Below are 15869 nucleotides of genomic sequence, written 5' to 3' on the forward strand. Positions count from 1 at the left end.
AGCCCCCGCGGCGGGGCGAGGCGGCCGAGGGGGCGGCGCAGAACCTCGCGGCACGCGAGGGTGCGTACGCGACGCCCGTGCCCGTCCGAAGACCTGGCGAATTCGAATCCGAGGGTTGCCGCAGGGTCATCGCGCGTTCACCATCGCCACTACAGCTTCGGGAGATGCACCATGCGCGCCGCACTTGCCTTCGTCCTCCTCGCCACCCCGTCATTCGCGCAGGACGTCGCCGACACGGTCGCCCCCGAAGGCGCGGCCGGACTCGTCTCTGAGGCTTCGGCGCCCGTCACGGCAGAGAACTGGATGGTCGTCGCGGCCAACCCCCTCGCCTCGGAGGCCGGGGCACGCGTGCTGCGCGGGGGCGGCAGCGCGGCCGATGCGATGGTCGCGGTCCAGGCCGTCCTCGGCCTCGTCGAACCGCAGTCCTCCGGCCTAGGCGGAGGCGCGTTCCTCGTCTGGTACGACGCGGAAACGGGTGAGGTGACGACGCTGGACGGGCGCGAGACCGCGCCGGCCGCCGCTACCCCCACCCTCTTCCAGATCGATGGGGAGCCCATGGACTTCTTCGACGCCGTGGTCGGTGGCCTATCCGTCGGCACGCCGGGCACGCCCATGCTGATGGAGGAGGCGCACCGGCGCTGGGGCCGGGCCAACTGGGGCGGCCTCTTCGATGAGGCGATCACGCTCGCCGCCGAAGGCTTCACGGTGTCCCCCCGCCTCGCCACCCTGGTCGCCGAGGATGCCGAGCGGCTGTCCGTGGCGCCAGCGACGGCCGCGTACTTCCTGCCCGGCGGAGAGCCGATCCTCGAAGGCGACGAACTGGTGAACGCGGCCTATGCCGACACCTTGCGCGCCTTCGCGGAACGGGGGGCGGACGCCTTCTACTCTGGCGAGGTCGCGGAAGGAATCGTCGCGACCGTACGCGGCGCGCAGCAGCCCGGACTGCTGTCCCTGGACGACCTCGGGGACTACGAAGTGGTCGAGAGGCCGGCCGTCTGCGCCCCCTATCGCGACGCCGAGGTCTGCGGCATGGGCCCGCCCTCGTCGGGGGCGCTCACCGTCGGGCAGATCCTCGCGCTGATCGAGCCTTACGACATCGCCGCGCTGGGCCCGGACTCGCCGGAGGCCTGGCGGCTGATCGGGGACGCCTCCCGCCTCGCCTTCGCGGACCGCGGCCGCTACATGGCCGACAGCGACTACGTGCCGATGCCCCGGCTCCTCGATCCCGGCTATCTGGCCGAACGCGCCGTCCTCCTCGAAGGTGACGACGCATTGGAGGAGGTCGCGCCCGGCATGCCACCTTGGGAGCATGCGGCGTTGCGGCTGGGCGACGACGCGTCGCTCGAGCTGCCCTCAACCTCGCACATCTCGATCGTCGACGCGGACGGCAACGCCCTCTCGATGACCACCACCATCGAGAACGGCTTCGGCTCTCGGTTGATGGCGCCGGGCGGCTTCCTGCTCAACAACGAGCTGACGGACTTCTCCTTCCGCACCCATGATGAAGGCGTTCCCATCGCGAACCGGGTGGAGCCGGGAAAGCGCCCCCGCTCCTCCATGTCGCCGACCATCGTGATGCGGGACGGCGCCCCCGTCTTCGTCGTCGGCTCGCCCGGCGGCAGCCGCATCATCGGCTACGTCGCCAAGACCATCGTCGCGCACATGGACTGGGGGATGGACCCGCAGGCTGCGGTGGCGCTGCCGCACCTCGTCAACCGCTTCGGAACCTACGACCTCGAGGACGGGACCGCCGCGACCGCGCTGCGGGAACCGCTCGAGGCGTTGGGCTACGAGACGGAAGTCCGCGATCTGACCAGCGGGCTGCACGCCATCGCCCTGGACGGTGGCGTGCTGCTCGGCGGGGCGGACCCCCGCCGCGAGGGTCTGGCGATCGGCGATTGAACGCGGTCGTCCCGGGCGGCGGCCAGCTTCACATCGGATCGCCGGACCAAGCCCTTGCGGCGTCCCGGTCGCGCCTGCGGCGAGACCCGGCGCCCGGTAGGCACCTGCCCGGGAACAGAGGAGCGCCGGGGCCTCGGGGGTTCGCGAGCAACCTGCGATGCCGGGAAGGGCACCGGAAGGTCCGTGACCCAGCGGGCGTGCTACGGGCGTCCGCGCGACCCCCGCTTCCACAATCCCCATGCGAGGACCAAGGCGCCGACCAACGCAGCCCCCGCCACCAGGTGCCTCGGCCGAAGGCCCCTCCCGGCGTGGGACGGCTCCCCTCGGCCGTAGCGCGGATCCAGCATCCGGGTATCGGCGAGGAACCGGTCCAAGGCGCCCTCCTCCTGATGCCGGATCGGGCGGAGCCCCCTCCCCTCCGGCGGGTTCAGCATGTCGATCGCCTCGATTATCGTGCGCTTTTCTCCCCACGCCGCGGCGACCTCGTCGGACGTCGCATCGAGATGCTCCGCGAGAAGCCGCAGATGGAACGAGCGGATGGCCGCGCGCGTGTCCTCGTCCGCACCCTCCAGCGCGACATCGCATTCCGTGTCGAAGCCCATCGACCGGTCGTCGAGGTTGCTCGAGCCGAGGTGGAGGAGGCGATCATCCGCGATGAATATCTTGGCGTGGACGTAGATCGGCTCACCGGCGGCGTCGGCCGGATAGAAGATGCGGAAACGCCCTTCGCGGTCGGCGTCGTGGAGGCGCTGGATCATGCGTCCGCGAAGCGGATGCATGGCGCTGTCCTCGAGGGCCTCGAAGGCGGACTGAGGATTGACGACGACGATCTCGGGCCCGCCCGTCTCGCGAAGGCGCTCCTCAATGGCGTCGATGATCGTCCCGGTCGTGAAGTACTGCGATTCTATGTAGATAACGTTCCGGGCCATCCGGACTGAATCGAGGTATAGTTCCTCGATCTCGTTCACCAGCGGCGCGTCGTCGAAGGGCGGATAGGTCCGTGCGATGGCGACCTGGGCATCGGTCATGGCGACCGTCACCTCGCGGGGCCACGGGACGTCCGCGGCATCGTGCGATCCCGACGGGGGACTCGATGGGGCTACGATTTCATCGCTCGTCGCGCGCTTCCACCGCGATCGCGCAAGCTCGCCCAGGGCGACCGCGACGGGTCCGGTCAGGGCTGTGGTCGCGTCGTGCCATGCGGCTGCGGGCGACCCGTCGTGGAGCACGCGCCGCGGATCGCCCGGGGTGTGATCGGACGTGTCCCACCGCTGCTCGGTGACGTCGATGCCACCGCAGAACGCGAGCTCGTCGTCCACCACGACGATCTTCTGATGGTGGCATGCGCCGAACGGGTGATGCCCGTCCAACGCGAAATGGATCGTCTCATGCGAGAAGACCCGAAGGGCTAGGCTGGGAAGCAGACGGGCGGGCGCGGCCAGCACAGCGCCGTTCCACTTAAGCAGGTAGAGGTTCAGATCCTGCCGACGCTCGGCGATGGCATCGATGAAATCCCCGAGCTCGTTGGGATAGCCGTCCGGGGCCAAGCCATCCTCGTCGGATTCGCCCGGCAGCATCTCGATCTCGAAATCGAAGTCCCAGCCGATCAGCATGACTTGGCGGCGCGCAGCGATCAGCGCCTCGCGCAACGCGGCGAAGTAGTCGGCCCCGTCGACGATCAGGCCGACCCTCTCCGCGCGCTCCACCCGCCAGCAATTGCGGCCGACATCGAAAACCGAGCCCGGCGAGGACGCGTCGTCCTCGGAAGGCGTCTCTGGATCGTCGGGGAGGGGTCGGGCCTGATCGGTCATATCTCTGGGGAAGCACCTTCTTCTAGGAAATGCCAAGGGCGGCGGAGGCTGCCCGCAGGTTGAACGTGACGATCGACCCGGCGTTCCGCAAGGCGCGGCCATCGCCGAGTCGGGACGGGTCTGGACAAGAATTCCCGCCGGGACAAGCGCCCCGCCGGCGGACGAAGGCCTGTTACCTTCGACGGCCCCCTGCCCCTGGGGGGAACGCTACCGTCGCCGAGGGCCGTTCGAAAGACGCGCCGAACGCTTTTCCGGCCGGCGACGTTGTCCGGTATGCCGACCCGCCCGAGCCTACACGAGCTGCGACATCTGTCCTTCGACCCCGACCTTCTCGCCTTCGAGGAGGCGGGGCGCATCATGCTCGTCACCGTCCTGACCTATGGCGTGGTGATCAGCCTGTCCTGGGCGACCGGGCTTCCCCGAGATGGGGCCTGGATCAGCCTGACGGTCGCGCAGTACGCCGCCTGGTTCGTCCTGGTCCCGGACCGGAAGCGCCGCCTGCGGACCGGCGGCGGGGCGCTCGCGGCCGGATCGGCGGGCGCCATGGCTGGGATATTCCTAGCAGGCGAGCCGGCGCTCCTGATGCCGCTGGCGGCCGTCCTCACGGCCGCCGCGTTCGCGCTCGGGCGCCGCTCGCCTGATCTGCTGACGGCGACCCTGGCCTTTCCCTACGCGATGATCTTCGCCTCGTATTACGGGCCTGAGCCGTCGCAATGGGCATGGTACGCCGCGTGCCTCGGGATCGGCGCGGCGATCTACCTGCTCGTGCGGTTTCTTCTGTGGGGCCGCGACCGATCGAACCGTCTCGCCACGCTGGTTCGGGTTCACAGGGGCGAGCTGAACCGTCTCACGCGCCGCACGCGCGCCGGCGCCGGCGCCGACCCGGCCGGCGCCGGCTCGAACGCCGCGCTGCGCCGGATGCTAGCCAAATCTGTGCCCATCGAACGCCGGCTCGGCCGGCTCGACCATGATCTGGGCGACGCCCTCGGCCAGCAACGCGTCATCGCGGTGGCGAACGCCCTCGGCACGCAGAACCTTCTTCCGCAGGCCGGAGCGGGTACCGCTGCGCAGGGTGCGGTCGACCGGATCGTGGCGCGAGAGGGCGATGCTCCCGTCCCGCTCGCTTCGGAAGGCGGAGGTGGTGGCGGCCCATCGCCCTGGGTGGTGCTCGCCTGCCTCGTCGTCGTGCTACCGATCGCCTTCTGGACGTCGCCGGACCGGTGGGCCTGGGGCTACCTCACCGCGGTCATCGTGTTCTACGGAACGCAAGGCGGGGACGACACGCTGGCCAAGGGTTGGACGCGCTTCCGCGGCACGCTTCTGGGCGCCGCAGCGGGCGTCGTCGCGGCGATGATGCTGGACGGCCACCCGGCCATCGAGTTCGTCGCGATCCTAGCGCTGCAGTTCTTCGCGATATGGCTGCAATCGCTGAACTACGGGTTGATGGTCGGCCTCTACACCGCCTTCCTCGCCCTCTTCTTCGGCGCGACGGGCGAAACGGCGCTTCCCCCGATAGAGATGCGCCTTCTCGAGACGCTGGTCGGCGCGACGGCTGGCATGCTCGCGGCGCGGGCGGCGTCGCATTCCGATCCCAAACGGACGGAAAGGTCGAAGATCGCCGATCTGCTCGGCGCGTTGGCCGAAACTCTTCGCGGAGGCGCGCTCGAGCCCGCACCGGCCGGCATACTGCTCGATCTGGAGAAACAGATCGATCCGGTTCGCAACCGGGTCGTCTCGATCCTCCGGGGGCGACGACGCGGCGACCTCGTGCGCCCCCTTCGCGAAGCGGGGCTTCTGACGCACCTGGTGGAGGTCGCCGCGCTCGCCGGGCGACGCGAGGGGGCGATCGCGGACCGGATGGACGGATTGGCGCGAGATCTCCGCGAGGATCGGCCGAAACCGGCGCGCGAGGTTTCTTGGCACGGCTCCCATGACGACCTGTCCCGGGGAATCATGGACGCCCTGGACGATCTCGCGAAATCCCTCCGGAACCAGCCGGGCCACGCGGCGCCCGGGCGATCGCGGGCGGGTACAGGGCAAGCGGTCGCCCCGCTCCGGGCATCCGGTCTCTCGCCGCGGGCGAAGGGCACGTTAGCTGGCAGCCGGAACGAACGAGGACAGCGATGACGCTCAGCGCCGCAAAAGCCCTTCCGCCTGAGGTGGTCGTCGGAAACTCGCCCGGTCGCGAGCTGATCTGGTACGACACGTACGACGCGGCGGTGCCGCCCTCCGTCAGGACGATTCTGCGCTCCGCCGTGGAGGCGGTCGACGATCGGACCTCGGGCACGGTCGTGATACGCCCCGCCCCGCCCGAGGACGAGGTCGACGCGCAGCGGCGCGCAGCCGCCGTCCTCGCCGCCGAAGCGCAGGGCCAAGGCTTACGCATGCATCTAGCGGTCTCGGATCGACCGGGCCCGTTCGGCCCTGCCGACGCCGAGCGGCTCGCCGGCGAGATCGGCCTCGATCCCGGGCGCCTCTCCGCCGACATGGGGTCGGACGCGGTGCTCTCCCATCTCGAGGAGAACCGCCAGGTTCGTGCCGAGATCGACCGCGCGCCGGGTCCGGCGCTTCTGATCGACGGCCGCCTCTACACCGGGGCCCTGGACGAGGCGGCCCTCGTCGAGGCCATCGAACGGCCGCTCGGCCTTCGCATTCGGCAAAGGGGGGCGGAGTTCTTCCAATGGGCCGCGGCCGGCGGGCTGGTCCTGGTGCTGGCCACCGTCGCCGCGCTCGCGGTCGTCAACCTCGGCCTTCATGCGCCTTACGAGCATCTGCGCGACAGCGTCCTGTCCCTCGGGTGGAACGACGCGCGATTCGCCCTCACCCTTGAGGAGTGGGTGAACGACGGCCTGATGACGATCTTCTTCCTGATCGTCGGGATCGAGATAAAGCGCGAGGTCGTGGCGGGCGAGCTTTCGGACCCGTCGCGTGCCGCGCTGCCCATCGTCGCCGCCCTGGGCGGAATGGCGGTGCCGGCTGCGATCTTCGCGCTGATCAACCTGGGCGAGCCGTCGGCGGCCGGCTGGGGTATCCCGATGGCGACGGACATCGCGTTCACGCTGGGGCTCCTGGCCCTTCTCGGCGACAGGGTCCCCCCCTCGCTCAAGGTGTTCGTCTCGGCCCTCGCGATCGCGGACGACCTCGGCGCGATCCTCGTGATCGCGGCGTTCTACTCGGAGGGGATCGCCTGGGGTCCCTTGGGCGTCGCCGCGGGCATCGTCGTCTTCATGGCCGGGCTGAGCTGGGGGCGGGTCTACGCGCTATGGCCCTACCTGACCCTCGGCATCCTTCTGTGGGCCGCAATCCACGCAGGCGGGCTTCATGCCACGCTCGCAGGGGTGCTGACGGCCCTGGCGATACCGTCGCGCCGCCCTGCCGCCGTGCACGGCGTGGCGGCGCAGACCGCGGCCCTGATGCGCCGAGAAGCCGAAGCGGCCGAACCGGGCGAGGGCTTCGCCCATCACACGGTCGAGCGGCTGGGCGAGATCCTGGGCCGCCTGCGCGAGCCGGGCGAGCGGCTGAAGCACGGGCTGGAGAACTGGACCAACTTCGGCATCCTGCCGCTCTTCGCCTTCTTCAACACCGGCCTCCTTCTGACCGGCGGCGCCTTCGATCCGCTGGCGCCGGTATCCCTGGGGATCATCCTTGGCCTCGTGATCGGCAAGCCGGTGGGCATCTGCCTTGCGGTATGGCTCGCGCTGCGGACGGGCGTCGCGACCAAGGCGCGGGACGTGGGGTGGCGGCACTTCGTAGGGGCGGGCTGCCTCTGCGGAATCGGCTTCACCATGTCGATCTTCATAGCCGGGGCCGCCTTCGAGGGTCCGATCCTCGAAGGCGCCAAGCTCAGCGTGCTGGTCGCCTCGGTCCTCTCCGCCGCGATCGGGATGACCATCCTGAGGCTCACGCGGCCTATCTGACCGCGCGGATCGTGCCTTCGGGCCCGGCTATGACCAGCACGCCGTCCTCGACCCCCCATGTCTCGACGGTCGCGACGATGTCGAGGAACCGGCGCTCCTGCTCCATCGCGGCTGGCGCACAGAGGCGCATGGTGGTGCCGGGCTGCTCGATGTTGAGCGTCCCGCCTTCGGCGACCCAGGTTCCCAGGACGCGATTGCAGCCAGTGCTTCCCGAAAGGGCGCCATCCTCGGCGAAGCCCAGCTCGGCGGGCTCCTCGCCCGCGGGTGCGGCGCCTCCGATTTCGGTCACTGTCCAGAGGCCGACGAGACTGGTCTCGCCTTCGGACGTCGCCGCGCATCCGGCGAGTGCCATGGAAACGGCCAAGGTCAGATATCTCACGAGAGCGTTCCTTCTTCAGTCGAATCGTTGGACGCCGCCACCCGGCGCCGTCGGGATCCGGGCCGCGGCGGGCGGACACGGGAGAAGAGCGCCACACGCCGGCCCCGACATCGCGGGGATCGCATCGCAGGCGACGGCCGAGGTGCCGACCGTCGCGTGTCCGATGCCGAAGTCCGCGCCGCTTACGATGGCGCCCGGGCCATGCACAGCAAAAATCCTCGGATCGAACACGGCACTTCCTCCGTTCCTCATGGCACGGTCACGCCGCTGTAACCCTGGCGAAGGACTTTGGTTCTCGCCGCATGAGGAAGGATCCCGATGCATGCCGTCCGCCGCTCTCTTCGCCCTCGGCCTCGGCCTTCTGCTCTATGCGCTCGTGTCGGACCGTGCCGGCCGGGACGGGATCACCGCTCCTATGGGGTTCGTCGCGCTCGGGTTGGCGCTCGCGCTCCTCGGGAACGTCGACATCGGGGTCGATTCCTCCGCGATCCACGACCTCGCCGAGGCGGCGTTGGTGATCGCGCTCTTCACCGATGCGTCCCGGATCGACGTGCGCCGCCTGCGCGCGCAGCACGGCCTGCCGGTTCGCCTGCTGACGATCGGGCTGCCGGGCACGATGATCCTCGGGACCGTCGTGGCGATGATCCTCTTCCCCGACCTCGGCCTCTGGCCCGCCGCCGTGCTGGCGGTGATGCTCGCGCCGACGGACGCCGCCCTGGGGCAGGCGGTCGTCTCGGATCGCGCCGTCCCGGCCCGTGTCCGGCAAGCGCTGAACGTCGAGAGCGGGCTGAACGACGGCCTCGCCTTCCCCGCCCTCCTCATCGCCGTCTCCCTCGCCGCCGCGGACGGAGGACGCGGTATCGGCGGCTGGGCAGGTTTCATCGCGGCGCAGCTCCTCCTGGCGCCGCTGGTGGGCGGGGCGGTCGCCCTGCTCTGCGCCCGCGCCATCCGCACCGCGCTCGGCAGGGGCTGGATGGACGAGACGTTCCTGCGGATCTCGACGCTCGCCCTTCCGCTTCTCGCCTACGCCGGGGCGGAGGCGGTGACGGCGAACGGGTTCATCGCCGCGTTCTGCTGCGGCCTCGTGACCGCGACCCGGGACGAGCGCCTGCGCGACGCGATCGCGGACTTCGCCGAGGCCGAGGGGCAGCTCGTCACGCTGATCGTCTTCGCCGCCTTCGGCGCGGTGCTCCTGCCTGGGGCGTGGGAGGGATGGGAGTGGCGGCACGTCGTCTATGCCGTGCTGTCCCTGACGGTGCTGCGGATGGCCCCTGTCTGGCTGTCGCTGCTGGGCACGGGCCTTCGCCGCGAGACGGTGCTTTTCCTCGGCTGGTTCGGCCCGCGCGGCCTTGCTTCGGTGATCTACCTCCTTCTAGTGCTGGAGGAGAACTCCTTCGCAGGCCTTGCCGACATCGAGGCGACGACGCTTCTGACCGTCCTTCTCTCGGTCGTCCTGCACGGGGCGACGGCGGGACCTCTCGCGCGGCGCTACGGCAAGGCGGTCGGGGACGCGCCGAGGGAGAGCCAGAAGGTGCACGAGTTCCGGCTGGGACGGGCCGGCGACCCGGAGGATTGAGAAAATGTTCGATTGGATCGTCTCCATCATGGGAACGGCCGGCCCGGCCGGCGTCGCGTTCCTGATGCTCCTGGAGAACGTGTTCCCCCCCATTCCCTCCGAACTGGTCATGCCTCTCGCCGGATTCTCGGCGGCGCGGGGCGACATGACGCTCTGGGCCGCGATCCTCGCCGGGACGGGGGGATCGGTCGGCGGCGCGTGGCTGTGGTACTGGGCCGGCGCCCGGCTCGGCGAGGACCGGCTGAAGCGCTTGGCCGAGCGGCACGGCCGCTGGCTGACCCTCACCCCCGACGAGATCGATCGCGCCGACGAATGGTTCCGCCGTCATGGCCGGATCGCGGTTCTCGTCGGGCGCCTCGTGCCCGGGGTCCGCACGCTGATCTCCGTGCCCGCCGGCCTCTCGAAGATGCCGCTGGGGGCGTTCCTTCTCTACTCGTCCATCGGCTCGCTCATCTGGACGGGGATCCTCGCCGGGGCGGGCTACCTCCTCGAGGGCGAGTACGAGCGCGTCTCGCATTGGCTGAACCCGGTCTCGAACGTCGCGGTGGTCGTCCTCGTGCTGATCTATCTCTGGCGCGTGGTCACCTTCGACCGGCGCAAGCGCTCTTCCTGATCGCCAAGGGGACTTTTCCGGCCGGTGCCGCGAACCCCATGCCGCCCGAGCGTGTTGGGTTGTCGCACGCTCCACAATGAAAGGCTCTTCCATGCGCATTGCTCTCACCACGCTCGCCGCCGCCGCCGTCGCGCTGCCCGCACTCGCGCAGGACGTCGCGCCGAACCTTCTGGAGGTCGAGAACGAGGCCCTCGTCGTCGAGCCTTGGGGGATCACGGTGGACGACCTGGAGGACACGGACATCGAGGACGCGTCCGGCGACGTGATCGGCGAGGTCGACGAGGTCCTCATGACTCCCGAAGGCGAGATCGTCGCCGTCTCGGCCGAGGTCGGCGGCTTCCTGGGGATCGGCGACAGCGAGGTCGTTGTGGAGCTGGGCATGCTGCGCCCCGAGGGCGACCGCCTGCACATCGACATGAGCAAGGAACAGATCGAGGCCCTGCCCGTCTGGGACGACTGATCTTGCAGGAGAGCGTTCGATACCCACGCGCCGGCGCGGCCCTGCGCCGCGTCGCCATCGGCATGGGCATCGGCGGCGGCGCGCTGCTCGCCGCGCGGCTCGCCTTCCCGCCCCCGACGTCGCGCGGCCCCGTTCAGCACGCCCTGCCCCCAGCTCGTCACGGCCCGCTCGCGGATGGCATTCAGGAGCGGTCGGTGCGGCACGAGGGGCTCACAGGGGTCGCATCCCTGCGCGACGGCGTGCCGGCCTTCGCGGCGCGGGCGCTGCTGGCGGACGTCGCGGTTCGGTCGATCGACGCGCAATACTACATCTGGAAGCCGGACCTGACCGGGCTCCTGCTGCTCGACGCGCTCTGGCGGGCGGCCGAGCGGGGGGTGAGGGTGCGCCTTCTGCTCGACGACAACGGCACCGACGGGCTCGACCCGTATCTCGCATGGGTGGGGCGGCACCCGCGCATCGAGGTGCGCCTCTACAATCCGTTCAACCTGCGGCGCGGCAAGCGGCTGGCCTACGCGTTCGACTTCCCGCGACTGAACCGGCGCATGCACAACAAGTCGTTCACCGTCGACGGCCGCGCCACCATCGTCGGGGGGCGCAACATCGGGGACGAGTACTTCGACACGGGGGCACAGGCCATCTACCTCGACCGCGACGTCCTCGCCGTGGGCCCGGTGGTCGAGAAGGTGTCGGCCGATTTCGATCGGTACTGGAACTGCCCGTCCGTCCACCCGGCAGCCCCTATCCTGGGCCCTCCGCCGGCGCGCGATCCGCTGGCGCCGGCCCTTCGCGAGCATCTCGCCGAACGACAATGGGCCACGTATCGCGAGGAGCTTCAGGACTCGCGCTTCGTCGAACGGATACGCAGCGGCGAGATGGACCTCGAATGGACCCGGGCGAGCCTGCTCAGCGACGACCCGGCCAAGGGAGAGGGACGTGCCCGTCCCGATCAGCTGCTCGCCGAGCGCCTCGCCCGTGCCGTCGGCGGCGTCGCCGAAGGCCTCGACGGCGTATCGCCCTACTTCGTTCCGGGATGCCGGGGCACCGAACTGTTCGCGCTCATGGCCCGCCGGGGCGTCCAGGTGCGGCTGCTGACGAACGCGCTCGAGGCGACGGACGTGCTTCCCGTGCATGCGGGCTACGTATGTTGGCGCCGGGCCCTTCTGACGGGCGGCGTGCGTCTCTTCGAGCTCAAACGCGAAGCCGCGCCGCCGAGGAGGACGAAGGGTCTGGGCCCGTTCGGCTCCGCCGGGTCGAGCCTTCACGCCAAGACGTTCGCGGTGGACGGCGAGCGGGTCTATGTCGGCTCCTTCAACTTCGATCCGCGTTCGACCAGCCTGAACACCGAGATGGGCCTCCTTATCGAGAGCCCGCGCATGGCTGCCGAGATGCGGGCCGCCTTCGACGAGGATCTGCATGGCCTCGCCTGGGAGGTTCTCCTGCGCGGCGGCCATCTTCTCTGGCGCGACACGGCGACGGGCGCCATTCGGCCGGACGAGCCGGGAGGAACGCCGTCGCGCGCGCTGGCGATCGCCGCCATGAAGCACCTGCCGATCGAATGGCTGTTGTAGCGGCCCTTCTCACGGCACGGGCCGTCCCTCGATGAGAAGGGTCTTCAGCCTCGTGCGCTACATCGCCATGCTCGGCGTCCTGGCGAGCGCGATCCTGAGCGGGGCTCTCTATCTGGCGATCCTCATAGGAACCGTGCAGGCGCTCGGGCACTTCGCCGCCGAACCGCTGGCGGAGCACTCCGTCCGTGATCTGCTGCACCGCGCCATCGAACAGACCGACATGCTGCTCGTCGCGACGACGCTGCTCATCGTCTCGATCGGGCTCTACTCCCTCTTTATAGGGGCGTTGGACCGTGTGCCTCCATCGTTGGAGATCACGTCCTTCTCCTCCCTCAAGGAGAAGCTGATCGCGCTCGTCGTGGCGGTACTGGCCGTCCATTTCTACTCCGTCGTCACCGCTGGGGGCGAGGGCGAGGAGATCCTGCTGAAGGGCGCCGCCATCGGCATCGTCATCGGGGCCTTGGCCGTCTTCATGATCGTTCGGAGCTCGCACGGCTCGCCGGAGGGCGAAGCGCCTCCAGCCGGGGACGGGTACCGTTGACCGGCCGGTTGGACGATGTCGACGGGGTGACGCGGCTGCATCTCCTCGCGGTGCCGCTCGCGCTCGCGCTTCTCTTCTTCGCGGCGTCGCTGACGCCGTCACTCGTTCCCAGGAGCGCGATCTTCCAGGGTGTGCTGGGCGGCCTGGTCGGGGCGATCGGCTACGTGATCGGCCGCATCCTCGCCGCGCTCTGGCATTTCCTGGGCCTGCCGCAGGCCGAAGGTCGCAGCCTCGCCTTCATGCGTTTCGGCGTCCTCGCGGTGCCGGCAGGGCTAGCGATCTGGTGCCTAGCCCTCGTCACGCCGTGGCAGGACTCCGTCCGCGCGGCCGTGGGAATGGAGCCTGTCACGGCGGGCCATCCGGTCGTGATCGTCGTCCTCGCGGTGATCGTCTTCCTCGTCCTGCTCTTGCTGGGCCGAGCGGTCGCGCGTCTCTTCCGCTGGCTGCGGAGACGCTTCTTCCCGTTCATGCCCCGGCGGGTCGCCAACGGGGCCGCCGCGCTCCTTGCAGCCTTGCTCGTGCTGATCGTGACGCGGGACGGTATGATCGACACGCTCTTCGGCGCGGCCGACAGCAGCTATGCGACCGCTGCCGGATTCTTCGAGGCCGACCTGCCCGCGCCGTCCGACCCTCTCGTGCCGGGGGGGCCGGGCTCCCTTCTCGATTGGGGGGCGCTGGGCGCGCAGGGACGCCAGTTCGTCACGCGCGGGCCCACGCAGGAGGAGATCGCCGCCTTCCTGGGGCGGCCGGCCAAGCGTCCCCTGCGTATCTACGCCGGTCTGGAAACCGCCCCGTCGGCCGAAGCGCGCGCGGCCCTGGCCCTCGCCGAGCTCGAACGCGTAGGTGGCTTCGAGCGCGCGAACCTTGTCGTCACGATGCCCACCGGCACCGGATGGCTCGACGAGGGGTCGCACGCGCCGCTGGAGTATCTGGCCGAAGGCGACGTCGCCACCGTGGTGGTTCAGTACTCGTACCTGACCTCGCCGCTCACGCTCATCTTCGAGACGCAGCGCGGCTTGGAGCAGTCCGACGCGCTGACGCAGGCCGTGCTCGACAGATGGCGGGCGATGGACCCCGCCACGCGGCCGCGCCTGTTCCTCCACGGGCTCAGCCTCGGCGCTTGGGCGTCCATGTACTCGGTGGATCTTCTCGACATGGTGTCGGACCCGGTGGACGGCGCGCTCTGGGCGGGGCCGCCCTTTCCCTCCGAGCTCTGGCGCCGGGCCGTCGCGCGGCGCGACGCGGGCAGCCCCTACGTGCTTCCGGTCATCGCGGACGGCCGAACGGCACGCTTCACGAACCAGCTCGTCGTCCCCGGAACGGAAGGGTGGGGGGCGATGCGGATCGTATGGCTGCAATACGCCTCGGACGGGGTCGTGTTCTTCGAGCCCGCGTCGACCTGGCGACGCCCGGTCTGGATGGCCGAGCCGCCGGCGCACGACGTCTCGCCCGAACTGCGCTGGATGCCCGTGGTCACGCTCTTCCAGCTCGCGCTCGACATGGCGATCGCGACCTCCGTGCCGGACGGGTACGGGCACAACTACATCGCCCGCGACTACATCCCGGCATGGCAGGCGTTGCTGGACCCGGCCGGATGGACGGAGGAGGACGTCCTCCGCCTCCAGCGCAAGTGCACCCTGGGACTGGGTATGGGATGCGACCCCCGACCCGAATGACCACCCGGGAGCCGGAGGAGCGAAATCTTTCGGATCCATGAAACGCGAGCGCCCGAATGTCGTTGGGCACAGCACACCGCAACCGAACGGAGCGATCCATGACCCGTATCACGACCCTCCTCTCCGGCGCCGCGCTCGCCGCGCTACCCTTCGCGGCCATCGCCGAAGGCATCTCGACCCACGTGCTCGACGTCACGAACGGCGTCGGCGCCGGCGGCGTCCCCGTCACCCTGGAGATGGAAGGCCCCGATGGCTGGACCGAAGTCGCCAGCGCCACCACCGAGGACAACGGCCGCGCCAACGGCCTCGTCGAGGGCGAGGCGGACGAGGGCCTCTACCGCCTGACCTTCGACATGACCGGGTATGACGGCTTCTCGGACGTCGATCCCCTGTTCTTCCCCGAGATCAGCGTGTCGTTCCGCGTGGACGACGGCTCGCAGCACTACCACGTGCCGATCGTGGTCAGCCCCTACAACTACTCGACCTATCGCGGGAACTGATCCGGATGTCCGTGCTGCCCGGCCTCCTGGGAACGCCCGACCACCATGGCCGCTACGATTACTCGGCCATCGTGGACCGGCCCAATTTCACATGGCCGGGCGGCGCGCGGCTCGCGATCCACATCGACGTCAACGTCGAGTGGTTCGCGTTCGACGACGCGGGGGGTGCGGTCCTCGCCTCCCGCAACCCCGTGCCGGACGTCCTGAACTACGCTTGGCGCGACTACGGCAACCGGGTCGGGCTGTGGCGCATGCTCGCCCTCCTCGACGAGTTGGAGCTTCCGGCCGCCGCGCTCCTCAATGCCGCCGTGACGGAGCACGCGCCCCGCATCGTCGAGGCCTTTGCCGCGCGCGGCGACGAGTTCGTCGCCCATGGCCACACGAACTCGGACGAGCCGGGGGAGATGTCCAAGCGGGGCGAGCGGTCGGTCATCGAACGCTCCCGCGACGCCTTGCGTGACGTCACGGGCGCCGCGCCCAAGGGCTACCTCGCCCCGCTGATCTCCGAGTCCGCGCATACGCCGGATCTGCTCGACGCGGCGGGCTTCGAGTACCTCCTAGACTGGGCACACGACGAGCAGCCGGTCTGGTTCGAGACCGACAGATCGGAGGGCGGCGCCGGGCGCATCCTCTCCGTACCCTATCCGCAGGAGTTGAACGACGTGCCGCAGATCATGGGCCGGCGCCGCGAGGGCGCCGAGTTCGCGGACATGATCCGCTCGGCCTACGGGGTCCACCGGGAGGAGTGCGAGGCGCGCCCCGTGGTCATGGGCATCGCGCTCCACCCGTACCTCATGGGTCAGGCGCACCGCTTCGCCCACCTCGCCGCCGTACTGAGAGAGTTGCGTGAGAAGGCGGACGACAAGGTCTGGTTCACCACCCCCGGCGCCATCTCGGATCATTTCCGGGGCCTGCACCTTGCCTGA

The 15869-nt window shown here is 69.9% G+C and carries 13 protein-coding genes; 11 read left to right on the forward strand and 2 right to left on the reverse strand.

The window, feature by feature from the left end:
* Nucleotides 1–171 precede the first annotated feature (171 nt).
* Nucleotides 172–1902 (forward strand): gamma-glutamyltransferase, encoded by a 1731-nt coding sequence (ggt, locus tag BCF33_RS06780; RefSeq protein WP_106160098.1) that lies wholly within the window; start codon nt 172–174, stop codon nt 1900–1902.
* Nucleotides 1903–2102: 200 nt separating this feature from the next.
* On the opposite strand, the gene BCF33_RS06785 is transcribed toward ggt, so the two are convergent.
* Entirely contained in the window at nt 2103–3713 is a 1611-nt protein-coding gene (locus BCF33_RS06785) for a phospholipase D-like domain-containing protein (RefSeq protein ID WP_106160099.1), read from the reverse strand.
* 273 nt (nt 3714–3986) lie between these two features.
* Here BCF33_RS06785 and BCF33_RS06790 point away from each other — a divergent pair, with 273 nt between their 5' ends.
* Entirely contained in the window at nt 3987–5840 is a 1854-nt protein-coding gene (locus BCF33_RS06790; RefSeq protein ID WP_106160100.1) for an FUSC family protein, read from the forward strand.
* Entirely contained in the window at nt 5837–7630 is a 1794-nt protein-coding gene (gene nhaA, locus BCF33_RS06795; RefSeq protein WP_106160101.1) for a Na+/H+ antiporter NhaA, read from the forward strand. The genes BCF33_RS06790 and nhaA overlap by 4 nt, the downstream gene beginning before the upstream one ends.
* Here the strand turns inward: nhaA and BCF33_RS06800 are convergent.
* Nucleotides 7623–7982: an META domain-containing protein gene (locus tag BCF33_RS06800; protein WP_106160102.1), complete on the reverse strand. Its 360-nt coding sequence runs from the start codon at nt 7980–7982 to the stop codon at nt 7623–7625. The genes nhaA and BCF33_RS06800 overlap by 8 nt on opposite strands.
* Nucleotides 7983–8331: 349 nt before the next feature.
* Here BCF33_RS06800 and BCF33_RS06805 point away from each other — a divergent pair, with 349 nt between their 5' ends.
* The 8 genes from BCF33_RS06805 to BCF33_RS06840 all read left to right on the forward strand — a co-directional run bounded on the left by BCF33_RS06805 (nt 8332) and on the right by BCF33_RS06840 (nt 15869).
* Entirely contained in the window at nt 8332–9585 is a 1254-nt protein-coding gene (locus BCF33_RS06805; protein WP_158259368.1) for a cation:proton antiporter, read from the forward strand.
* A 4-nt stretch (nt 9586–9589) separates the two neighbouring features.
* Complete coding sequence (locus tag BCF33_RS06810; RefSeq protein WP_106160104.1) at nt 9590–10198, forward strand: DedA family protein; 609 nt, start codon at nt 9590–9592, stop codon at nt 10196–10198.
* A 91-nt stretch (nt 10199–10289) separates the two neighbouring features.
* Nucleotides 10290–10658: a PRC-barrel domain-containing protein gene (locus BCF33_RS06815; protein ID WP_158259369.1), complete on the forward strand. Its 369-nt coding sequence runs from the start codon at nt 10290–10292 to the stop codon at nt 10656–10658.
* 2 nt (nt 10659–10660) lie between these two features.
* Nucleotides 10661–12226 (forward strand): phospholipase D family protein, encoded by a 1566-nt coding sequence (locus BCF33_RS06820; protein WP_245883740.1) that lies wholly within the window; start codon nt 10661–10663, stop codon nt 12224–12226.
* A 31-nt stretch (nt 12227–12257) separates the two neighbouring features.
* Nucleotides 12258–12767: a YqhA family protein gene (locus BCF33_RS06825; protein WP_106160106.1), complete on the forward strand. Its 510-nt coding sequence runs from the start codon at nt 12258–12260 to the stop codon at nt 12765–12767.
* An 8-nt stretch (nt 12768–12775) separates the two neighbouring features.
* Nucleotides 12776–14443: an alpha/beta hydrolase gene (locus BCF33_RS06830; protein WP_245883741.1), complete on the forward strand. Its 1668-nt coding sequence runs from the start codon at nt 12776–12778 to the stop codon at nt 14441–14443.
* Nucleotides 14444–14541: 98 nt separating this feature from the next.
* Complete coding sequence (gene uraH, locus BCF33_RS06835; RefSeq protein WP_106160107.1) at nt 14542–14943, forward strand: hydroxyisourate hydrolase; 402 nt, start codon at nt 14542–14544, stop codon at nt 14941–14943.
* Between the two features lie 5 nt (nt 14944–14948).
* Nucleotides 14949–15869: a polysaccharide deacetylase family protein gene (locus tag BCF33_RS06840; protein ID WP_106160108.1), complete on the forward strand. Its 921-nt coding sequence runs from the start codon at nt 14949–14951 to the stop codon at nt 15867–15869.

Origin of the sequence: Hasllibacter halocynthiae, assembly GCF_003003095.1 — a bacterium.
Taxonomy (GTDB): Bacteria; Pseudomonadota; Alphaproteobacteria; order Rhodobacterales; family Rhodobacteraceae; genus Hasllibacter; species Hasllibacter halocynthiae.